We start from the raw sequence: 21315 nt of genomic DNA, 5'->3' as shown, positions 1-21315 counted from the left end.
GGCGCCGGAGGTCGGCGCCGACCTGTGACCATCGATCTCAGCGCAGGGTGGCCAGATTCGAGATCGACTTGTGCACATCGGATTCCAGCACCCTGGCGACGAGACGCCCGACGGGTCCGTTGAGCAGACCGCCGGACACGTCGGCGGACAGGTCGAAGTGCGAGCCGTCGACGATCTCGTCGACCTTCATCGCGAGGTCGATGTCGATCCCGCCGCGGCCCGTGCCGGACAGTGCGATCAACCGTGGTTCGTCGTACTGGACGACGGTCCAGTGGATGACGTTGCGGAACCCCTTCACCTTGATCAGCGACGAGACCTTCGTCCCCTCGGTGATCGAGTCGGGGACCGGGGACTTCCACCCGCCGAAGATGGTCATCCACTCGTCGAAGCGCGAGAGGTTGCCGGCGAGTGCCCAGGCTGCGCCCGGGTCGAGGTCAGAGTCGATGCCGACGGAGACTGTGGCCACTGAGTGCTCCCATTCCGTGAGGTCGTGCCTGTTGCGAGGTCGTGCCTGTCGGAGGGTCTCTTACCCAACTCGGAGCGGGGCTACTCCGACGATGTGGTCTCGGTCGTCCCGGCCTCGCGCAACGCCTCGGTCAACGCGTCCACGCTGAGCTGCCGCTGCCACGGACGAGCTCCGGCGGCGGTGAGGTGTGCGTCCATCGCCTCGGTGGTGACGGGCTCGGCCAGTCCGTCCCAGCACAGCTGGCGGACGACGTCCGGGGCGAGGATGTTCTCCACCGGGAGGGTGTGGTGCTCGGCGACCTCTTTGAGCGCCGGGCGGACCTTCTGCATCCGCGCCGCGGCCTCCGGGTTGCGCTGTTCCCAGCGGCTCACCGGGGGAAGCCCGGGGCCGGTGGTCTTGCGGGCCGGCAACTCGCTGTCGGGGAGTTCGCGGGCCCGTTGCAGGGCGCTGAGCCAGATCCCGGCCTGGCGACGCTGGCGAGGGCCACCGAAGACCGGCAGGCGGGTCAGTTCGCTGTTCGATTTCGGGTCGACGGTCGCAGCGTTGACGATCGCGGTGTCGGGCAGGACGCGACCCGGAGCGACGTCCCGGCGCTCCGCCAATTCTTCGCGCGCCGTCCACAATTCGCGGACCGCCGCGAGTGCACGAGCCGACTTCACGGTGTGGATGTTGGAGGTCTTGCGCCAGCGGTCGGTGCGCGGGGGGGCCGGCGGGCGGGACAGCACGTAGGCGAACTCCTCGCGGGCCCAGCCGTCCTTGCCGGACTCGGCCAGTGCCGCGTCCATCGCGTCCCGGAGTTCGACGAGCACCTCGACGTCGAGGGCGGCGTAGTTCAGCCAGTCGTCGGGGAGCGGTCGTCGTGACCAGTCCGCCGCGCCGTGACCCTTGAGCAGGCCGAGCCCGAGGAACTGGGCGACCATCGCGGCGAGGTTCACCTTGGCGAGGCCGAGCAGGCGCCCGGCGAGCTCGGTGTCGTACAGCTCGACGCATTCGAAGCCGAGCTCGCGTAGGCAGGGGAGATCCTGATCGGCGGCGTGCAGCACCCACTCGGGCCCGCGTAGCGCGTCGATCACCGGGGCGAGTGCCTCGGGATCGGCGATCGGGTCGAGCAGGAAGCTGCCCGAGCCGCGTCGTTTGATCTGGATCAGGTAGGCGCGCTGGGAGTAGCGGTAACCGGAGGCGCGTTCGGTGTCGACGGCGATGGGTCCCTCGCCCGCGGCGAGTGCTCGCGCGGCGTCGGCGAACTCCGCCGCGGTCGAGAGCACCGGCGGGACACCGCCGGCGGGGGCGAGCAACGGCTCGACCTCGGGGGCTTCGTCCCCTGGGGGGTTGTTCTCGGCTGCTCGGTTCTCGGGTGGTGTGTCCACAGTGCTCACGTCGCGCCGAGTTGGGTCACGCCCGTCGGCGGGAGGCCGGCAGCCGACGACAGAACCTCGCAGAACGCCTCGAGGTGTCCGTTGAGACCCTCGGCGGTCAGCGCGGTCCACGACGCCCGGACCTCGAGCTGGTGGGCGCGCGGCGGTCCGGCGATGTCGCCGTAGCGCACCGACGTCGTCGACGTCACGGTGCCGCCGAGGGCGGTCACCTCGATGCGGTGTGCGGTGCCGTTGGGGGAGGCGGGGGTGCTGCTCTCACCGACCGGCACGCCGAGGGCGTCGGACAGCCAGCTCCAGGCGACCTCGGGCAGCAGCGGGTCCATCGCCAGGGCGGCCTCGACCTCTGCCTGCAGGTAGGCGACGAGGCGGATCGTCCCGTTCCAGGCGTCCTGGCCGGCCGGGTCGTACAACAGGATCAGCCGTCCGAAGGCGGTGCCCTGAGAATCGGTGGGGACGACGTCGGGGTCGTCCGGCGGGCGCACCTCGGCGCCGACCGCATAGCTGTACGGCGCCAGCCGCTGCGGCGGGCGGATGGGGCCGACCTCGATCTCACGGCGGACGCGGGCAGCATGCAGCGACTCCACCGCCGCGCGGAAATCAGCAGGCTCGTCCGGAGCTCCCGAGGAAGTCACCGTTCGACCGTAGGTGTGTCGTGCCTGGCAGCGGCGGAGGCGCGCCGAGTCACCGGCCCCAGAAATGGGGACGCGGACCGGGAAGGGTGGCGCGAGGCGACCCGGGGCGGGTCAGATCGCCGAACATGGCAGAGTGAGCGGTGATGTCGAACGTAACTGGTACCCGGGTCCATCGGTCGCACCTGCCGCTCGTCGCCGCGGCCACGGGTGGGACCCCGTCACGCCGTCCGGTGTGGTTCATGCGGCAGGCGGGCCGATCGCTGCCCGAGTACCGCGCCATCCGCGCGAACCACGGCATGCTCGAATCCTGCTTCGACGCCGAGCTGGTCTGCGAGATCACCATGCAGCCGGTGCGTCGTCATGACGTCGACGCCGCGATCCTGTTCTCCGACATCGTCGTCCCGCTCAGGGCCGCGGGCATCGACCTCGACATCGTCGCGGGCACCGGTCCGGTGATCGCCGAACCTGTGCGGTCGGCGGACGCCGTCTCCCGCATCCCGCGCCTGGAACCCGCCTCGGTCGGCGCGATCTCCCGCGCCATCGAACTGTTGCTCGCCGAACTCGGCGACACCGCGCTGATCGGTTTCGCGGGTGCACCGTTCACCCTCGCGTCGTACCTCATCGAGGGCGGACCGAGCCGCAACTACGAGCGCACCAAGGCGATGATGCACGGCGACCCGGAGACCTGGGCCGAGCTGATGGCCCGCCTCGCCGACATCACCATCGTCTTCCTGCAGGTCCAGCTCGAGGCCGGCGTCGACGCCATCCAGCTCTTCGACTCCTGGGCGGGCATGCTGTCGGCAGCCGACTACCAGCGTTTCGTGGCACCGCACAGCGCCCGCGTCCTCGCCGAGGTCGCCGGATACGGCGTTCCGCGCATCCACTTCGGTGTCGGGACGGGTGAACTGCTCGCGCCCATGGCCCATGTCGGGGCCGACGTCATCGGCGTCGACTGGCGGGTGCCGCTCGACGAGGCCGTCCGTCGCGTGGGCCCCGGCAAGGCCGTCCAGGGCAACCTCGACCCGACGATGCTCTTCGCGGGACCGGAGGTCGTCGACAGCGAGGTGCGTCGTGTGGTCGCCGACGGTGACCGGGCGCTCGCGGCCGGCGCGATCGGCCACATCTTCAACCTCGGCCACGGCGTGCTGCCGGGCACCGACCCGGACGTCCTCACCCGCGTCGTCGAACTGATCCACAGCCTCTGATGGCTGCCCGGCGCCGGATCGCGGTCGTCGGCGGAGGTGTCTCCGGCCTGACGGCGGCGTACCGGCTGCGTCGCGAACTCGGCGCCGACGCGGAGATCGACGTCCTCGAGGCGAGCGAGCGGCTCGGCGGCATCCTGCACACCACGACGGTCGGTGGCCAGTCGGTCGACGTCGGGGCCGAGGCGTTCATCGTCCGACGACCCGAAGCGCTCGGCCTGGTCCACGAACTCGGTCTGGGGGACCGGGTCGTGTCACCGACCGGCCGGCGTCCGTCGGTGTGGTCCGGCGGCCGCCTGCACCCACTGCCGGCCCCGGCGCTCATGGGAATCCCCGCGACCCCCGAGGCGGTCGCCGATCTCGCCGACCCCGCCGACCTGGAACTCCTCCGCACCGAGCCGCATCGTCCCTGGAGTTGGGACGCGTCCGCGGACCCGACGGTCGGGGACCTCGTCGCCGACCGTTTCGGTCCGTCCGTGGTCGCCCGCAGCGTCGATCCCATGCTGGGCGGCGTCTACTCGAGCCTCGCCGCCGACATCGGTCTGCGTGAGGCGCTCCCGGCCCTCGTGGCGCGTCTCGACGGCGGTGCGCCCAACCTGACCGCGGCCGTTTCCGGCCTCGTCGCCGACGCCACCGGTTCGGGTCCCGTGTTCGGCACTCTTGTGGGTGGCTACCGGGTCCTGCTCGACGCGCTCCGGTCCGCCGCGGCCGTCGAACCCGAACTCTGCTCGTACGTCCGCGGCCTGGAGCCGACCGCCACCGGTTGGACGCTCGATGTCGCCGGCGGTGCCCGCGAGGACATCCGGGACTACGACGGTGTCATCCTCGCGATCCCCGCGTGGCAGGCCGGGCATCTCCTGCGCGGTTCGCTACCCGACTTCGCCGCCCCGCTACGTGCGGTCCGGGGTGCGTCGTCGGTCGTGGTGTCGATCGCGCTGGCCCCCGGGACGCCGGTACCCGATCACTCCGGCGTTCTCGTCGGGACCGGGGAGAGTCTGCGCGCCAAGGCGTTCACGCTCAGCTCACAGAAGTGGGGACACCTGTCGCACGACGACGCGCCGGTGTCGGTGCGGGCGTCGTTCGGCCGGTTCGGCGCCCCGGTACCGAGCGTCGACGAAGAACCCGGTGTCGACGACCGGCTGCGGACCGAGGCCCTCGAGGATCTCGACGAGGTGTGCCGGGCCGCCGGCGTGGCACCCGCATCGCCGAACGTCGTCGACACCTACGTGCAGCGTTGGACCAACGGCCTGCCCGTCTACGGTCCCGGACACCTGGCCACGATGGCGCAGGTCGCCGCGTCCCGTCCGCGTCGGCTCGCGCTCGCCGGGTCGTCGTATGCGGGGGTCGGTGTCCCGGCCTGCATCGGCCAGGCCGGACGCGCCGTGTCGGCTCTGCTGACCGACCTGACCTGACTGTTCGTCCCGCCGGACACGGTGGCACCATGTCAGTCATGGCCCGCTTGGATTATGCAGAACTCAATTCCACGATCCGCTACCTGATGTTCTCGGTGTTCGCCGTTCGCCCCGGCGAGCTCGGCACCGACCGGGACCAGGCCAAGTCGGATGCCGCCGACTTCTTCAAGTCCCTCGAGGACACCGGCGTCGTGGTCCGCGGCGTGTACGACGTGTCGGGTCTCCGCGCCGACGCCGACTTCATGATCTGGTGGCATGCCGCCGGCGTCGAGTCCATCCAGGCCGCCTACGCGAAGTTCCGGCGCGAGACCGTCCTCGGCCGTGCCTGCAACCCGGTGTGGAGCAACGTGGCGCTGCACCGTCCCGCGGAGTTCAACAAGAGCCACATCCCGGCCTTCCTCGCCGGTGAGGAAGCGGGCAACTACATCTGCGTGTACCCGTTCGTGCGATCCTACGAGTGGTACCTGCTGCCCGACGAGGAGCGTCGCAAGATGCTCGCCGACCACGGCAAGGCCGCCCGCGAGTACAAGGACGTCCGCGCCAACACGGTGTCGTCGTTCGCCCTCGGCGACTACGAGTGGCTGCTGGCCTTCGAGGCACCGGAACTGCATCGCATCGTCGATCTGATGCGTGACCTGCGCGCCACCGAGGCCCGTATGCATGTTCGGGAGGAGACGCCGTTCTTCACCGGGCCGCGCGTCGAGGTCTCGGCGCTCATCGACGCCCTGCCCTGACCGAGAGACCTCCAGCAGGGGCACCCGCGATCACCGCGGGTGCCCCTGCTTTTTGTGGGGAGTGACCTGTGTCGCCCGGTTAGATGAAAAGCGGACAAAACTCCTGCGGATCAGATCACGGTGAGCGAAAGGTGAATGGAGCCTCAAGAAGAGGTAACGAATTGCTCTCGATCTGGAGGAAGCACATGGTCCGAATCGCTCCCGCGGCCCGGGTTATCGCCGGCCTGATGTTCTCGGCGGCGCTCGCCGGTGGCGTCGCAACCGCGAATGCCGAACCGTGCAAGATGAATCTCGCCAACGGTCAGCACGCTCCCTGCGCGCCTGAAGTCATCTCGCATGTACCCGGCGACCCGGGCGGCGGCAACGACCCGGCATCCGATCCGGCGTCGTTCGAGCATGTGCTGGTGGAGCCGGCTTGGCCCATTGTCGAGGAGTCGACCGAACCCGAGCGGTCGCCCGCGGTGTGATGGCCCAGTTGCCTACCGTTGAAGGGGGCACCCGCGGACACCGCGGGTGCCCCCTTTTTCTGGGTGGAGTTTCCCGATTCTTCTTGAATATGGCTGTGGCACAAGCGACTTGGTCGACCGACCCAGGTCGCCGCAAAGGGTGAAAACGGACAAAACGCCATAAGTTCTGTTATGACGGGAGTGTGAGCTTCGTCTCACGAGGGACACAGCACCGTTCTACCCGACGTGAAGGAACCCCCATGACCCATCTCGTCCCCGCGGTCCGCATCATCGCAGCACTGATGTTCTCGGCTGCACTGGCCGGCGGCGTCGCGACCGCGAACGATCCGATCCTGGCTCGTTCGAACACACGCCGCTGGACCGGATCTCGCCTGTCGCGGCTCCGCCCGTAGAGGAGCCGGTCGACGACCACCAGATCGACATCCCGCAGCCCGAGGAGAAGGACCCGGACAAGGAGAAGGAAGAGAAGGCGCAGAAGGAGAAGGAAGAGCGGGAGGCCAAGGAAAAGGAAGAGCGGGAGGCGAAGGAAAAGGAGCAGAAGGAGAAGGAGCAGAACGGCTAGTCCTGCTCCCTCCGAACCTGCTGTGCTACAGCGCTACTCGGCCGGCTCGAGTTTCAGGCTGATCGAGTTGATGCAGTAGCGCAGGTCGGTGGGGGTGTCGTAGCCCTCGCCGGCGAACACATGCCCCAGGTGACTCTTGCAGTTCGCGCAGAGCACCTCGACTCGCTTCATGCCGAGCGAGTTGTCCTCGACCTCGATGATCTTGTCGCCGGCGAGGGGTGAGAAGAACGACGGCCAGCCGCAGTGGGATTCGAATTTCTGCTCGCTGCGGAACAACTCCGTGTCGCACGCCCGGCAGCGGTAGACGCCGACCGTCTTGGTATCGGTGTACTCACCGGTGAAGGGTGCTTCGGTGCCGGCCTGGCGCAGGACACGGTACTCGGCCGGGGTCAGGCGCTGCTTCCACTCCTCGTCGGTGAGTGTCGCGAGGTTCTCGGTCTCGGGCTTGCTGTCGGTCATGGGTTCCACGTTAGCGCGGCATGCACCTCGGTAGCGCGGCGCGCGGCGGCGCTACTTCGAGAGCGACAGCGAGTCGTCGGACTTCGCCGTCGGTGCCGGGGGAGCGTCGGTCTCCGACCGCATCACCACGTCCTCACCGGCGACGCCGTCGGATCGCATGTCGAGCCAGCGGAACAGCAGCGAGCAGAACACCGCGATCATGAGCAGCGACCATCCCCAGGTCACCTTGTTGTACTCGACCATCCAGCCGAAGGCCGTCCACCGCTGCGAGTAGAAGCTGTCGAACGTCATGCAGCCGTACACGCCGAGCCAGGCAGGCCAGTTCCGCATCGCCGACCCCGGAAGCAACACCGTCATCAGCAGCGGGAACAGCAGCATCGAGTAGTAGCCCTGGCCGAGCGAACCCACCAGGAACGCGGTGCCCAGCAGCACGCCCGACGATGTCGCGAGCCACAGCAGCTCGTTGGTCTTGCGGTAGTAACGGTAGAGGAACCACAGGGAGAACGCGGCCATCACCACGAAGGCGGCGCGCAACAGCAGCACCAGCCACGGCGAGACCCCGAAGTAGGCGCCGTTGCCGGCGATCGAGCTGTTGTAGTAGTCGCGGGCCTCGCCGAGGTAGGGAACAGTCCGGCTGATGAATGCGTCGGCGTCGACCGAGAGCGGCCAGGCGACCGCGGTCAGCACGAGGGGGACCACGACGGCGAAGACGAACACCCGCCACTGCCGGTTGAGCAGGGGGAGAAGCATCAGTGGAGCCAGAATCGGTTTCACCGCGATCGTCAGGCCCATCGGGACACCGGCCCACCAGTCGTGCCGTGAGCGCATCAGCATGAGGAATGCGATCATGCCGAGAAGGACGAACGAGTTGAAGTTCGTGAAGATCAGGGTGTGCGAGACGGTTTCGGTGAAGAAGAACACGAACAGGACCGTCGGCATCACCCAGGAGTTCAGGGCGTACCCGAACATCCGGGTCAACAGGTAGGCGGAGATCAGCAGTGCCACCACGCTGACCGCGATGAACGCCCAGCGGGCACGTTCGTAGTCGATGATCGCCACCGGCGCCATCAGCAGGGTGCCCGACGGCGGGTACAGGTAGTGCGGGTCGACCGTGGCGTAGTTCTCGCCGTAGACCGGCAGGTTGTTCAGAAAGTTGTAGGCCGCCGCGTACACCGGCTTGAAATCGTCGGTGCGGTCGCCGTTGACGCCGAGGAACACCGACCGGTGCACCACCATGAGCAGGCTGATCGGCCACAGGATCATCGGGATGATCCGTTGCGCGCTCATCTGGGGATACAGATACCTGTCGAGATTGGCCACCCGCGCACCGTACTACGAGCGGGTCGGGACCTTCCGCAGAACCCTCCGGGCCGGTGCCGGTCACGGGTGGTCAGGCGGGGCAACCCCGCTGGGTCGGTCCTTCGAGCGGTGCCTTCTTCACGTACTCGGCGGCGACCTGTGCCGCGCAGGCGCTTCGGCCCAGCACCGAGAAGCCCAGTCCGTCCCAGCTGACGGTCACCGGTTCGGCTCCGGCGTTCATGAACAGCGGCACGAGCGTGCCCGCGCCGCTACCGCCGTTGATGGGGTCCCGGGTGCCGTTGAGGACCAGCGGGTCGGCGGGCAGTGACGACGGGGGACGGACGGCGGTGCCCGACGCCCAGCCGTTGCAGCGGACCAGCGACAGCGCGCTGTCGGAGCCGGTCAGCGGACTCTGCTTGGTCCAGGCCTCGACGAGGCCGGGGATCTCGTTCTGACCCACCGGGCCGGTGACGTCGTTGCAGCGCGAGACCAGGGCGCCGTCGGTCGTCCGTAGGGCTGCGGCCCGGTCGGCCAGCCGGACCAGCTCACCGGTGTCGCCGCGGTCGGCGGCGGTGATGGCTCGGGACAGGTCGAGCAGTGCCTCGGGGCGATCCGAGGCGACGGCGAGCGTGGTGGTGATGGCGTTGAGAGCGGTGGTGTCCGACAGTCCGTCCAGGCGTCCGGCGCGCGCCTTGGTGAGCAGACCGGTCATCACCCGCACTCCGTTGGTGCCGAGCGTGCAACCGTCCAGCGTCGAGCATCGCTGCGCGAATCCCTGCAGCGCGGTCTGCACACCCTGGGCGCGCAGGAGCGCGCGATCGCGGGCGTTCGCGCCGAAGGGCGTCGGGGTGTCGAGGATGATGCGTCCCGCGCGGCCGCCGTAGAGGGAGGAGTACGCGAGGACGACGTCGGAGCCCTCACCGACGCCGATGAGACCCAGGTGCTCGACGCCCCACCGCTGCCGGAGTGTCTCGAGGTCGGCCGCGGCGAACTGTGCGCCGAAGTTGAGTTGGTAGGGCGTCAGTGTCTCGGTACAGCCGTCCGAGGCCGACGACGCGGCCGCGGCGAGCCGCGAGATGCGTGCCTGGGTGGTGGTCCCGCGCGTGGTGAGCCCGTTGTCGGCGATCGTGCTCCGCTCGAGCCGGGTCATGCAGTCGAGGTCCCCGCTCTGGGGGATGCCGCGATGGTCGACGGCCACCACGGGGTGGGCGTCGACGAAGGCCCGGCCCGGACCGGACGACATCACCATCAGCGTCCGCGACGACGGGAGATCCGATCCCGAGGTGAGGACGAGCGGCGGCGCGTCGGCGGGCGTCGCCGCGGTGCGGGCCCGGGTCGCCGCGATCCGCACGACCTCACCGTCGGGCTTGTTCCGGTCGACAGGGGAGTCGAACTCCGCGCATTCGATGGTCACCCCGGCCGGACGGGCGACCCCGTAGCGTCCGGCCGTCCCTGCCGCACAGTCCGACCACTCGAGGTCGGACTTCGGTACGGCGAGCGCCGGCGCCGGGGGCGGTGCGGACGACGAGGGTGCGGAACCCTGACCGCCGCCGCCACCGGGGATGAGTTCGGGGCCCCGGTCGGGGCCCACGGCGCACGACGACACGAGGATCGCGACGATCACACCCAGGACTGCCGTGACGGCGTGCGCTCTTCGCATGTCCGCGAGCGTAGTCAACGACGCCCGGCGACGGCCGTGCAGTGATCCGTTCGGATCGGTCAGTGGATGGACGACCGGCCGTGACGCAGCCAGCGCGTGAAGACGTAACCGTCGTCGTCGGTGATGATCGCGGCCGGTGACATCCCCTTGAGGGTGGCGGTGTCATCCCCGTCCCCGGTGCGGGTGACGATGCGTCCCGCGCGCCCGCCGGCCAGATGGGGGCTGGTCGTCAGGCACAGTTCGTCGAGCAGGTCGTCGGCGATGATCGAACCGAGCAGGCTCGGGCCGCCCTCGCAGAGCACCCGCGGCCGGCCCCGCTTCCCGCACGTCTCGATCAGTGTCGACGTCTCGACGTCGTCCTCGCCGCAGTCGATCAGGGTGGCACCGGCGTCGACGAGCGCGGCGCGACGATCCGCGGGGGCCGACGCGCAGGTGAGTACGACGGTGTCGGGGTGACTCAGCGGCGGGTAGTCCGGCGGGATCGAGAGCGACCGCGACACCAGGGCGAGCGCGGGCGCGGGTGTCTGTCCGTTCTCCTCCCGGAGGTCCGCGAACGCCTCGTCGGGTTGCGGTTGGCGGTATCCCTCGGTGGTCGCCGTCCCGGCGCCGACGAGGATGACGTCGGCGAGTCCGCGCAAGACCCGGAAGACGGTCTTGTCTCCGTCGCCGCCGAGGCCGCCCGACTTCCCGTCGTGGGTGGCGGCGCCGTCGATCGAGGCCACCATGTTGGCCCGCACGAAGGGGGCCGCGGCGCCGGGCCCCTCCGACGGCCGTGGTGGATAGCGGTAGTGCTCGGCCAGCCGGAGCAGAATGTCGTTCCCCGTCTGATCGGACTCCGCGGATGTGACCTGGGTCGCTTTCTGCAGGTGGAACATGCATCCATCATTCCGCGGATGGCTACTCTCCACACATGGCGGCCCGACTTTGCGATCGCAACCCTGCGACCTCGCCGGACGCACTCATCGACGAGATGGTGCCTCCGTCGACCTTCGACGAGGTGAGTTTCGACTCCTACATTCCCGATCCGAAGGAGCCCTCGCAGGCCCAGGCGGTCGCGAAAGCGCGCGACTTCGTCGCGCGGGCGTCGAAGGCGCGCTCGGGGAAGAAGGGGCTCTTCTCGCGCAAGGCCCCCGCGCAGGGCATCGGGCTGTACCTCGACGGCGGGTTCGGCGTCGGCAAGACCCACCTCCTCGCCTCGATCTACCACTCCATGCCCGAGCCGAAGTCGTTCGCGACCTTCGTCGAGGTCACCCACGTGGTGGGTGCGCTCGGCTTCGTGAACGCGGTGGAACGGCTGTCGAAGCACACGGTGCTCTGCATCGACGAGTTCGAACTCGACGATCCCGGTGACACGATGCTGGTGTCCCGACTGCTCACCGAGCTCACCGCCAAGGGTGTGTCGGTGGTCGCCACCTCGAACACCCTGCCCGGCCAGCTCGGCGAGGGCCGCTTCGCAGCGCAGGACTTCCTGCGCGAGATCCGCAAGCTCTCGGCGGTGTTCGAGACCATCCGCGTCGACGGCCCCGACTATCGTCACCGCGACCTGCCGCCGGCCCCGGACCCACGCACGGAGTCCGAGCTGGCCGACATCGCCGACTCCACCGAGGGCGCAACCCTCGACGACTTCGATGCACTGTGCGATCACCTGAGCACGCTGCATCCGTCCAAGTACAAGGACCTCGTCGACGGCGTCTCACTGGTCTGCATCAACGGTGTCCACCCCGCGAAGGACCAGTCGGTGGCCCTGCGGCTCGTGGTGCTCGCCGACCGCCTCTACGACGCGCACATCCCGGTGACGGTGTCCGGCGCCAAGCTCGACGAGATCTTCACCGACGAGATGCTCGCCGGTGGCTACCGCAAGAAGTATCTGCGCGCGACCTCGCGTCTGCTGGCGTTGTCGCGGTTCGCCGAATCGGCTGCCTGAGAGGTCTTACAGCTTCTGTGTGAACACGTAGTCGTGTTCGACGCTGCCCCCGAGGTCGAAGGTCCGCACCCCGGCGCGGGTGAAACCCGTTTTGGCGTAGAACTTCTGGGCCCGTTCGTTGAGCTGGTTCACCCCGAGCCAGACGACGACGCTCCCGCGGTCTCGGGCACGATCGAGCGCCGCTTCCATGAGCGCACGCGACGGGCTGAGACCGGGACGCGCATGATGGTCGGGGAGTACGTACATCTTCGACACCTCGCTCGCCGGCCGCTCCGGGACTATCTCGGCGACAACGGGATTCGACGGATCGCCGTGCAGCACCAGTCCATAGCCGATGACCGGGCCGTCATCGCCGTCCCGGACGACGAGCACGTCGGCGTCCGGGTCGGCGATGTAGCCGCGAAAGTTCTTCTCACCGAGATTGGTCGCGATGAACTGGGCGATGTCCTCGGCCGCGGCGTGCGGCGGGCACGCCAGGGGGAAGGTCGCGCCGGCGACCTCGGCCACCGACGCCGCCCGGTCGGGATCGGTGAGGAGTTCGACGGTCGCCGCGGGATGAGTCGGCGTCATGACCGCGAATCGGCCGACGACAGCGGACGATCCGGGTCCGCGGTCCAGGCGTTCATCGACCCGTCGTACACCGCGACATCGTCGCGACCGAGTGCCTTCAGCGCAAATGCTGCTGCGGTGGCGGCGATCCCGCCGCCGCAGTAGGTGACCGGGCGCACCGTCGGGTCGAGGGCGCCCGCGTCGGCGAACAATCCGCGCAGTTCGTCGAGCGGCTTCAGCGTGCCCGCCTCGTCGACGAGTTCGCCGAACGGGACGTTGACGCTGCTCGGGATGTGGCCGCCGGCGAACGACTCCCGGTCGAGGGCATTGACCAGCAGCACCGACGATTCGGCGGTCGCCGTGACGACCTCGTCGGTCGACGCGATCCGCTCCGGGCGGCGGTGTGCGGTGAAAGTGGCCGCCGGATGGGTGGATTCACCGGTCTCGGTGGGGAGCCCCGCTGCCACCCAGGCGTCGTACCCGCCGTCGAGGACGACGACGTCGTCGAAGCCCTCGAGGCCGAACTGCCACCACAGTCGCGTCGCCCAGATGCCGTTGACCGTGTCGTAGACGACGACGGTCGAGTCGTTGCCGATCCCGGCCGCGCCGACCGCCGCGGCGAAGTTCTCCGACGACGCCGCTGCGAACGGGGCCTCGCCATTCGGATCGGACAACTCGGCGATCTGGTCGAGGAACACCGCACCGGGCAGGTGCCCCTGCAGGTAGGTGTCGCGGCCGGAGCGGACGTGCGCGCCGTCGGCGTCGAAGCTCAGGTGAACCGTCGCGTCGACGATGCGCAGACGTCCCTCGCCGAGGCACTTCTGCAGTTCGTTCGGGGTGATGAGCGGTGCGGGGGTCATGCCTGACACGGTAGTCCCGCCGTGCCTGCGCCGGTTCTCAGGGATCGAGCGGTTCGGCCGTCATCGGTTCGGTGTGGAAGTCGGCGAGATCGACGTGGCGGGTCTTGGCCCAGTAGTCGACGATCCGCCACGGCAGCACCGCCACGACCCGACCGTCGGGGTTGCGGTACCAGTTGGTCATCGCGGGATGCGTCCACACCATCTGTGCGTGCGCGCGGTCGACGGCGTCGTTGTACTCGTCGGTGACGTCGCGTCGCACCTCGAGGGCACCCAGCCGGCGCTCGATCATGGCGCGGATGGCGTCGCAGACGTAGCGCACCTGGTACTCGAGGATGCTGATGAAGCTGCCCCCGTGTCCCAGTGCGGTGTTGGGGCCGGTGAGGATGAACAGGTTGGGGAAGTCCGGCGCAGTGATGCCGAGGTAGGCGTACGCGTCGTGATCGCCCCAGGCCTCGACCGTCGTCTTGCCGCTGCGACCGACGACGTCCATCGGGCACAGGTAGCGGTCGCTGTGGAAGCCGGTCGCGAACACGATGATGTCGAAGTCGTGTGCCCGGCCGGTGCTGTCGACGAGACCGGTCTCGGTGACGGAGTCCACGCCGTGTCCCACCAGCTCGACGTCGGGCTGCCGCAACATGCGAAACCAGCCGTTGTCCAACAGCATTCGTTTGCCGAAGGGCGGGTAGTCCGGCGTCGACAGCTCGACGAGATCGTCGCGGTCGCCGAGCTCGCTGCGCATGTACCGCAGGTAGAACTCGCGGTGACCGTGATTCACGGCGTTGATCGACGCGGTGGGTTCGGGCCATTCGGGGTCGACGTGCAGGGTGGAGTGGACCTTGTCGTTGAAGATCCAGGACAGCCGCGCGCGGTACCACTCCCGGTAGCCGGGCAGGTTGTTCATCAGCCAGTGCACGCTGTCGCCGACCGGCGCGAAGTAGTCGTCGTTGGGGGCGATCCACTGCGGCGACCGCTGGAAGATCGTCAGCGATCCGACCTTGTCGACGATGGCGGGGCCGATCTGCATCGCCGACGCACCGGAGCCGACGATGGCGACGCGTTTGCCGGCCAGGGCGCCGGGCTCGTCGAGTTCGGTGGGCCAGTGGGCGGAGTGGAACATCTTGCCGGTGAAGGTGTCCATGCCGACGAGCGCGGGGAGCTTGGGCCGGTTGAGGATGCCGACCGCGCTGATCAGGATGCGTGAGGTGAGGGTGCTCTCGTTTCCGTCCCGGTCGCGGACCCGGACGACCCACTGCTGGGCGGCGGAGTCGTAGGCCGCGGAGAGGACCTCGGTGCCGAATCGGACGCGGTCGCGCACCGCGTGGCGGTCGGCGAAGGCCTGCAGATAGCCCTGGACCTCGTCGCGCTTGCCGAAGTGGGTGGACCAGTCGTGGTCGAACGACGAGATCGAGTACAGGTAGCTCGGGGTGTCGACGCCGGCGCCCGGGTACTGGTTCTCGTACCAGGAGCCGCCGACCTCGTCGTTCTTCTCCAGGACGGTGTGCTCGATGCCGGCGTCGGCGAGCTGGGTGGAGATCAGCATCCCGGCCACGCCGGCGCCGATGACCAGGGCGTTCATCGTCGAGCCGAGCTCGTCGGGCAGCGCTGGCAGGTGGGTGCCGCGCAGGTCGCCCCGCACGATCTCGCTCATCATCGGCGCGAACTCCGGTGCCACCGGTTCGCCGGCGGTGAAGGAAATCAGTGCGGCGACGAGTTCCTCGTCGGCCGGCACGCGTGCCGGTGAGCCCTGCTCGTACCAGTCCTCGAGGGCGTCGACGACGGCGTCGCCGATCTCGGCCTGCACGTCCTCGGGCAGGCCGCCGGTCGAGTTGTCGTCCATGCCGCGGCTACGGGTCGGACGGTAGCGGTCGGCCAGCCAGCGGCGATCCCCGGTCATCTCCACCAGCACGGCGAGCAGCGTCGGGATGTTGCCCGCGTCGACCGCGGTCCGGATCTCCGAGGGGGCCGGACGCGTCGCCGGGCGGGTGGAAACTGAAGTCATAGCTGCAACTAACCACTGTTAGTCCCATTTCGTCAACAGGGGGAAAGTCCCGATTTCCGATGCTTGACTGCCGCTATCTCGTATGGAACTGTGTCCCCAGTCATACTAACAACGGTTAGTGATCACGGAGGTTGACATGGAACTCAGCGAGGCAATGCGCACCACGGGCACATGCCGCTACTTCAGCGACAAGCCTGTCGAGGACGAGGTGTTCTACCGGGCGTTCGACGACGCGCGCTTCGGTCCGCAAGGCGGGAACCGCCAGCCGGTCCGCTGGGTCGTCGTCCGTGATGACGTCACCAAGAAGGCACTCGCCGACCTCTACCTGCCCTACTGGGAGCCGTACTACAACTCGATCCTCGAGGGCTCCAAGAAGGTCGGCGCCGTCCCGAAGACCATCGAGAGCGCCAACTACTTCGCCCATCACCTCGCCGAGGTGCCCGCCCTCGTCGTGGTGTGCGCCGAGGCGGAAGGGCTGCATCCCACCGACCACGAACTCGGCCGGCTCAGCGTCGTCGGCGGCGCGTCGATCTACCCGAGCGTGCAGAACCTGACCCTTGCGCTGCGGCAGCAGGGCGTCGCCACCGCACTCACCACTCTGCTGTGTGCGGCCGAGAACGAGGTCAAGGAACTGCTCGGCATCCCGGACGAGTACATCACCGCGGCACACATCGCGGTCGGCTACCCGCGCAACGGTTTCCCGCGCAAGCTCACCCGCAGCCCGGTCGAGGAGATCGCCTTCCTCGACCGGTTCGACAATCGGATGTTCGCGTGAGTGCCCCAGCCGTGACGGACGACCGCAAGCTCACCCGAACCCAGACGTCGCCGCTCGGACGCGCGACGATCGGTGATCAGCTCCGCAGGCTCTCGCGGTCGCAGGGCGACAAGCCCGCGATCATCGCCTACGACGCGGCCGGCGGCCGCACGTCGACCAGCTACGGCGACCTCGATCGCATGGCCAACCGCGTTGCCCACGTCCTCGTCGACCTCGGCGTCCGGCGCGGCGACCGAGTCGCGGTGATGAGCCGCAACCGCGTCGAGACCGTCGCGTCGTACTACGGCGCGCTGAAGGTCGGCGCGGCATACTCCGGTGTCAGCCCGATGTTCCGCGAGAAGGAGATCGCCCAGCAGCTGGGTCATCTCGAGCCCGCGGTCCTCGTCGTCGAACGTGACCTGGCACCTCTGGCCGGTCCGATCGCCGACAGCCTCGGCGTCTCGGTTCTCGTCGTCGGGGAGTCGGGATCGGATTCGTGGAACTCCTTCGACGAGCTGGTCGGGCAGGCTGACGACGCCGAACCCGACTGTGACGTCGACGAACACGATCTGGCGATGATCGTCTACACCAGCGGTACCGAGTCGACCCCCAAGGGTGTCGAGATCGCGCACCGCAACTACCTGATCTCCACCGCACCCGCGTACACCTGGGGTCTGCGTTGTCAGAACGACGACGTCTGGCTGTACGTCATGCCGTTCCACACGATCGCGGGTATCGGATCGCTGACCTCGCTGACCCTGCTCGGCGCCACGCTCGTGCTACCGGCCGCGGTCGACCCGGCGACGTCGCTGCGGATGATCCGCGACGAGAAGATCTCGGTGCTCGCCCAGACCCCGACCTTCTTCATCGCCCTCGCCAACCACGCCGACTTCGGACCCGACACCGTCGGGACGGTCCGCCGGTGTCTGACCTACGGCGGTCAGGTGTCGCCGCATGCCGTCGACGCATGGGCCACCGCCACGCCGGAATCGGTGTGGGGCACCTACTGGGGCCAGTCCGAACTCACCCAGCTGGGCTCGGTCGGGTGGTTCAAGCGGCTCGAGGACGTGCCCGGACAGGACCCGACGTGGATCGGCAAGCCGGTGGGCCATCTCGAGGTGCGCGTGGTCGACGCCGACGGCAACGAGGCCGAAGAGGGTGAACTCCTCTGTCGTACACCGTCGGTCATGCTCGGCTATCACAAGGACCCGGAGAAGACCGCGCAGGTCCTCGAAGGCGGTTGGGTGCACACCGGCGACATCGTGCGCATCGACGACGAGGGCAACATGTTCTTCCGCGACCGGCGCAAGGACATGATCAAGACCGGCGGATACAACGTCGCCTCCCAGGAGGTCGAGCGTGTGCTGCAGGCGCATCCCGACGTCGAACGGGCCGCGGTCGTCGGCCTGCCCGATCCGTACTGGTCCGAGGCCGTCACCGGTTTCGTCGTGCTGCGTGCGGGTACCTCGGTGTCCGCGGAGGACATCCGCGAGTACTGCCGCACCGACCTGGCGTCGTACAAGGTCCCCAAGGCGGTGCACATCGTCGACGAACTGCCGACCGACGCCCAGGGCAAGTTGCTCAAGCGTGAGTTGAGGAGAGCCCATGGAACCCCTCAGGGCTGACGCCGCCGAGGCCGCCGTCTCGAAAGCGGCGGTGGCGGAAGAGCGTCCGCGGACCCGCCGGGACGAGATCGTGGAGGCCGCCGCACGGTATTTCGCCGAGCACGGTTACGCGAACGCGGGGATGCGCGACATCGCCGAGGCCGTCGGCATGCGAGGTGCGAGCCTCTACAACCACTTCCACTCGAAAGAGGAGATCCTCTACGCCATCGCGTTGCGGATGACCGAGGACCCGCAGCAGGATCTGCTGGTGCTCGACGGCGAGGGCGGCCCGGTCCAGCGCCTCACCGGCCTGGTGGAGGCGCATGTCCGGAGGCTCGCGCGGTACCGGGTGGAACACCTTGTGGCGCTGCGGGAACTGTCCGCCTTGACGCCTGAACACCGCCGGGCGGTCACCGACTACCGCAAGTACTACCAGCGGCGCATCCGCGACGTGATCGAGGCGGGCGCCCGCATGGGCGTGTTCGAGGTGCGCGATGCCCATCAGTCCGCGATCGCGGTGCTCGACCTGATGAACGGCATCAGCTGGTGGCTGCGCGACGAGCACGATGTCGACCAGTTGGTCAGCGACTACGTCGATTTCACGATCCGCGGCGTCCTGCACCACCAGGCGGGTTCGTGAGCGGTCCGCTCGCCGGCGTGCGCGTGGTCGAGATGCCGGGCCTGGGTCCGACACCGCACGCCGCGATGATGCTCGCCGACCTCGGCGCCGACGTCATCCGGATCCGACGCCCCGGCCCCGAGACCCCGGGTCCCGACGGCATCGTCGACGCGGACGCCGGTCTCTACCGGTCCCGGCGCAGCGTCGAGGCCGATCTCAAGGACCCCGCCGACCTGAACCGCATCCGCGAGATGATCCGGCGCGCGGACATCCTCATCGAGGGTTTCCGGCCGGGCGTGATGGAACGCCTCGGCCTCGGACCCGAGATCTGTGACGATGCAACGCAACTCGTGTACGCCCGCATGACCGGGTGGGGTCAGGACGGCGACCGCGCGATGCTCGCCGGACACGACATCAACTACCTGGCCGTGACCGGCGTGCTCGAGGCGATGGGCCCGGCCGGATCACCACCCGTACCGCCGCTGTCCCTGGCCGGTGATTTCGGCGGGGGATCGATGCTGCTCGTGGTCGGCGTACTGGCCGCGCTGCACGACCGGTCGCGGACCGGACGCGGGCAGGTCGTCGACGCCGCGATGGTCGACGGTGCCGGTCTGCTCGCCCAACTGCAGTGGTCGTGGAAGGCCGCCGGTCGCTGGGTGTCCCGATCGGAGGGCAACCTGCTCGACGGTTCCGCCCCCTTCTATGCGACCTACGAGTGTGCGGACGGCCGCTTCGTCGCCGTCGGCGCGCTCGAGGAGAAGTTCTGGCGCAACCTGATCGGCACGCTCGGTCTGGCCGACCTGCCCGACCGCTGGGACCGCGCGCACTGGCCGGTCATCTCCGCCGCGCTCGCCGCCCGGTTCGCCGCGCGCACCCGTGATGAGTGGGCCGCTGAGTTCGCCGGCGTCGACGCGTGCCTCACCCCGGTGCTCGACTTCGACGAGGCGGCCGCCGATCCCGTTGCGCAGCAACGCGTCAGCTACGTCACGGTCGATGACGCCGTGCAGCCCGCACCCGCTCCGCGGTTCTCGCGAACCGTACTGCCCACGCCGTCAGGGAGTTCGACCGCAGACCTGACGCAGATCCTCGATCAATGGTCGACCGATTCACCTGTGGAGGTGTCGTGAGTTACACCAGCCCGTTCCCCGACGTCGAGATCCCCGAGGTCAGCGTCCACGAATTCCTGTTCGGTTCGATCGCCGACGACGAGCTCGGGCGTACCGCTCTGGTGGACCCGAAGTCCGGTGCGGTGACGTCGTATCGAGAGCTGATCACTCAGATCGACGCGGTCGCCGGCTGGCTGGCGTCGCGGGGGATCGGTGTGGGCGACGTGGTGGGCATCCTCTCGCCCAACATCCCGGCGTTCGCGTCGGTCTTCCACGGAATCCTGCGGGCCGGGGCCACCGCGACGACGATCAACGCGCTGTTCACCGCGCCCGAGATCGCCAAGCAGCTCCGCGATTCCGGTGCCACGATGCTGGTCACGATCTCGCCGATGGCTGCGCAGGCGAAGGCCGCCGTCGCCGAGGTCGGGCTGGATGACACGAGCCTCGTCGTCCTCGACGGTGAGGGACAGGACGCCTCGGCTCACCCGAACGCCGCCGACATGCTCGGCGCCCGATTGCCCGCGCCTCAGGTGTCCTTCGACCCGGCCACCCATGTGGCGGTGTTGCCCTACAGTTCCGGGACCACCGGCAATCCGAAGGGTGTCGCGCTCTCACACCGGAACCTGGTCGCCAATGTCGCCCAGCTGAAGCCGTTGCAGGGCATGACCGCCGACGACGTGGTGATCGCGGTGCTGCCGTTCTTCCACATCTACGGCATGACCGTGTTGCTGAACGCGGCGCTGTTCAACCGGTCCTCGCTGGTCGTCATGCCCAAGTTCGACCTCGTGGAGTTCTTGGAGAACATCCAGGACCACAAGGTGACGATGGCCTACATCGCGCCGCCGGTCGCCGTCGCCCTGGCGAAGCATCCGATCGTGGACGACTACGACCTGTCGTCGCTGCACACGATGATGTCAGGCGCGGCTCCGCTCGACGACGAGCTGGGCCAGGCGGTCGCCAAGCGTCTGGACCTGCACATGCTGCAGGGCTACGGCATGAGCGAGTTGTCCCCGGTGTCCCACATCATCCCGTTCGATGCGAAAGCGCTTCTCGGACTCGAAGATCCGCCGCTGTCGTCGACGGGCTGGCCGGTGCCGAACACCGTGAACAAGATCGTCGACCCGGCCACCGGAGAGGACATCCCCCTCCCGCAGGAAGGGCTCTCGGAGCCGGGTGAGTTGTGGGTGAAGGGGCCGAACGTGATGCTCGGCTACCTCAACAACGAGCAGGCCACCGCCGACACGATCGACGCTGACGGCTTCCTGCACACCGGTGACATGGCGCAGGTCGATCCGACGGGCTGTGTGTACATCGTCGACCGGCTCAAGGAGCTCATCAAGTACAAGGGCTACCAGGTGCCGCCGGCCGAGTTGGAGGCCCTGCTCCTGACGCACGAGAAGATCGCGGACTCGGCGGTCATCGGTGTGATCGATGCGGAGTCGGGGGAGGAGATCCCGAAGGCGTTCGTCGTGCGGCAGCCCGAGGCCGAGCTGACCGCCGACGAGGTGATGGAGTTCGTGGCGTCGAAGGTGGCCCCGCACAAGAAGGTTCGTGCGGTGGAGTTCATCGAGGCGATCCCGAAGTCGGCGTCGGGCAAGATCCTCCGTAAGGATCTGCGTAAGTAGGAGACC

Annotated in this window: 21 protein-coding genes; 11 read left to right on the top strand and 10 right to left on the bottom strand. The window is 68.6% G+C overall.

What is annotated here, in order from left to right:
• Positions 1-37: 37 nt before the first annotated feature.
• The 3 genes from GKZ92_RS12905 to GKZ92_RS12895 form a co-directional block, all read right to left on the bottom strand.
• Entirely contained in the window at positions 38-466 is a 429-nt protein-coding gene (locus GKZ92_RS12905) for a type II toxin-antitoxin system Rv0910 family toxin (protein WP_042375783.1), read from the bottom strand.
• A gap of 80 nt (positions 467-546) precedes the next feature.
• Positions 547-1833: an HRDC domain-containing protein gene (locus GKZ92_RS12900; protein ID WP_006357286.1), complete on the bottom strand. Its 1287-nt coding sequence runs from the start codon at positions 1831-1833 to the stop codon at positions 547-549.
• A gap of 5 nt (positions 1834-1838) precedes the next feature.
• A complete protein-coding gene (locus tag GKZ92_RS12895) occupies positions 1839-2474 on the bottom strand; it encodes a DUF3000 domain-containing protein (RefSeq protein ID WP_035751407.1) in 636 nt (211 codons plus the stop codon).
• Between the two features lie 143 nt (positions 2475-2617).
• Here GKZ92_RS12895 and hemE point away from each other — a divergent pair, with 143 nt between their 5' ends.
• From hemE to GKZ92_RS23750, 5 genes are all read left to right on the top strand, one after another.
• Positions 2618-3679, top strand: coding sequence for a uroporphyrinogen decarboxylase (gene hemE / locus GKZ92_RS12890; protein ID WP_155225339.1), 1062 nt, complete (start codon positions 2618-2620; stop codon positions 3677-3679).
• Positions 3679-5088, top strand: a complete 1410-nt coding sequence (locus tag GKZ92_RS12885; protein WP_155225338.1) for an FAD-dependent oxidoreductase — start codon at positions 3679-3681, stop codon at positions 5086-5088. The genes hemE and GKZ92_RS12885 overlap by 1 nt, the downstream gene beginning before the upstream one ends.
• Before the next feature lie 38 nt (positions 5089-5126).
• Positions 5127-5822 (top strand): hydrogen peroxide-dependent heme synthase, encoded by a 696-nt coding sequence (gene hemQ, locus GKZ92_RS12880; RefSeq protein ID WP_006357290.1) that lies wholly within the window; start codon positions 5127-5129, stop codon positions 5820-5822.
• Positions 5823-6007: 185 nt separating this feature from the next.
• The gene (locus tag GKZ92_RS12875) at positions 6008-6289 is read left to right on the top strand and encodes a hypothetical protein (RefSeq protein WP_042375786.1); all 282 of its coding nucleotides are present in this window, start codon (positions 6008-6010) and stop codon (positions 6287-6289) included.
• Between the two features lie 239 nt (positions 6290-6528).
• Complete coding sequence (locus GKZ92_RS23750) at positions 6529-6681, top strand: hypothetical protein (RefSeq protein WP_230461800.1); 153 nt, start codon at positions 6529-6531, stop codon at positions 6679-6681.
• A 203-nt stretch (positions 6682-6884) separates the two neighbouring features.
• Here GKZ92_RS23750 and msrB read toward each other — a convergent pair whose 3' ends face one another.
• The 4 genes from msrB to GKZ92_RS12850 form a co-directional block, all read right to left on the bottom strand.
• On the bottom strand, positions 6885-7310 hold the full coding sequence (gene msrB, locus GKZ92_RS12865) for a peptide-methionine (R)-S-oxide reductase MsrB (RefSeq protein ID WP_035751674.1): 426 nt from the start codon (positions 7308-7310) through the stop codon (positions 6885-6887).
• 51 nt (positions 7311-7361) lie between these two features.
• A complete protein-coding gene (locus tag GKZ92_RS12860) occupies positions 7362-8630 on the bottom strand; it encodes a glycosyltransferase family 87 protein (RefSeq protein WP_006357293.1) in 1269 nt (422 codons plus the stop codon).
• Positions 8631-8700: 70 nt separating this feature from the next.
• Positions 8701-10269: an alpha/beta hydrolase gene (locus GKZ92_RS12855; RefSeq protein ID WP_230461799.1), complete on the bottom strand. Its 1569-nt coding sequence runs from the start codon at positions 10267-10269 to the stop codon at positions 8701-8703.
• A gap of 59 nt (positions 10270-10328) precedes the next feature.
• Entirely contained in the window at positions 10329-11144 is an 816-nt protein-coding gene (locus GKZ92_RS12850) for a dihydrofolate reductase family protein (RefSeq protein ID WP_155225337.1), read from the bottom strand.
• Between the two features lie 35 nt (positions 11145-11179).
• Here GKZ92_RS12850 and zapE point away from each other — a divergent pair, with 35 nt between their 5' ends.
• Positions 11180-12193 (top strand): cell division protein ZapE, encoded by a 1014-nt coding sequence (zapE, locus tag GKZ92_RS12845; protein WP_155225336.1) that lies wholly within the window; start codon positions 11180-11182, stop codon positions 12191-12193.
• A gap of 6 nt (positions 12194-12199) precedes the next feature.
• Here zapE and GKZ92_RS12840 read toward each other — a convergent pair whose 3' ends face one another.
• The 3 genes from GKZ92_RS12840 to GKZ92_RS12830 are packed head-to-tail and all read right to left on the bottom strand — an operon-like array spanning position 12200 to position 15601.
• Positions 12200-12763 carry a GNAT family N-acetyltransferase gene (locus tag GKZ92_RS12840; RefSeq protein ID WP_006357297.1) on the bottom strand — a complete coding sequence of 188 codons (564 nt, stop codon included), beginning with the start codon at positions 12761-12763 and terminating at the stop codon, positions 12200-12202.
• A complete protein-coding gene (locus GKZ92_RS12835) occupies positions 12760-13602 on the bottom strand; it encodes a sulfurtransferase (RefSeq protein ID WP_155225335.1) in 843 nt (280 codons plus the stop codon). The genes GKZ92_RS12840 and GKZ92_RS12835 overlap by 4 nt, the downstream gene beginning before the upstream one ends.
• Before the next feature lie 37 nt (positions 13603-13639).
• Positions 13640-15601 (bottom strand): flavin-containing monooxygenase, encoded by a 1962-nt coding sequence (locus GKZ92_RS12830; protein ID WP_155225334.1) that lies wholly within the window; start codon positions 15599-15601, stop codon positions 13640-13642.
• Between the two features lie 136 nt (positions 15602-15737).
• Between GKZ92_RS12830 and GKZ92_RS12825 the strand changes: the two genes are divergently transcribed.
• Genes GKZ92_RS12825 through GKZ92_RS12805 form a run of 5 tightly spaced genes read left to right on the top strand, consistent with a single transcriptional unit; the run spans position 15738 to position 21309 of the window.
• Complete coding sequence (locus tag GKZ92_RS12825; RefSeq protein ID WP_035751679.1) at positions 15738-16376, top strand: nitroreductase family protein; 639 nt, start codon at positions 15738-15740, stop codon at positions 16374-16376.
• Positions 16373-17980, top strand: coding sequence for a class I adenylate-forming enzyme family protein (locus GKZ92_RS12820; protein WP_035751413.1), 1608 nt, complete (start codon positions 16373-16375; stop codon positions 17978-17980). Before GKZ92_RS12825 ends, GKZ92_RS12820 begins: the two co-directional genes overlap by 4 nt.
• On the top strand, positions 17961-18599 hold the full coding sequence (locus tag GKZ92_RS12815; protein ID WP_006357302.1) for a TetR/AcrR family transcriptional regulator: 639 nt from the start codon (positions 17961-17963) through the stop codon (positions 18597-18599). The genes GKZ92_RS12820 and GKZ92_RS12815 overlap by 20 nt, the downstream gene beginning before the upstream one ends.
• Positions 18596-19705: a CaiB/BaiF CoA transferase family protein gene (locus GKZ92_RS12810; RefSeq protein ID WP_006357303.1), complete on the top strand. Its 1110-nt coding sequence runs from the start codon at positions 18596-18598 to the stop codon at positions 19703-19705. The genes GKZ92_RS12815 and GKZ92_RS12810 overlap by 4 nt, the downstream gene beginning before the upstream one ends.
• Positions 19702-21309 (top strand): AMP-binding protein, encoded by a 1608-nt coding sequence (locus tag GKZ92_RS12805; RefSeq protein ID WP_035751681.1) that lies wholly within the window; start codon positions 19702-19704, stop codon positions 21307-21309. Before GKZ92_RS12810 ends, GKZ92_RS12805 begins: the two co-directional genes overlap by 4 nt.
• Positions 21310-21315 lie beyond the last annotated feature (6 nt).

The sequence above is a fragment of the Gordonia sp. 135 genome (assembly GCF_009720185.1).
In the GTDB taxonomy this organism is placed as follows: domain Bacteria; phylum Actinomycetota; class Actinomycetes; order Mycobacteriales; family Mycobacteriaceae; genus Gordonia; species Gordonia alkanivorans.
This window is presented reverse-complemented; position numbering and strand designations above follow the sequence as displayed.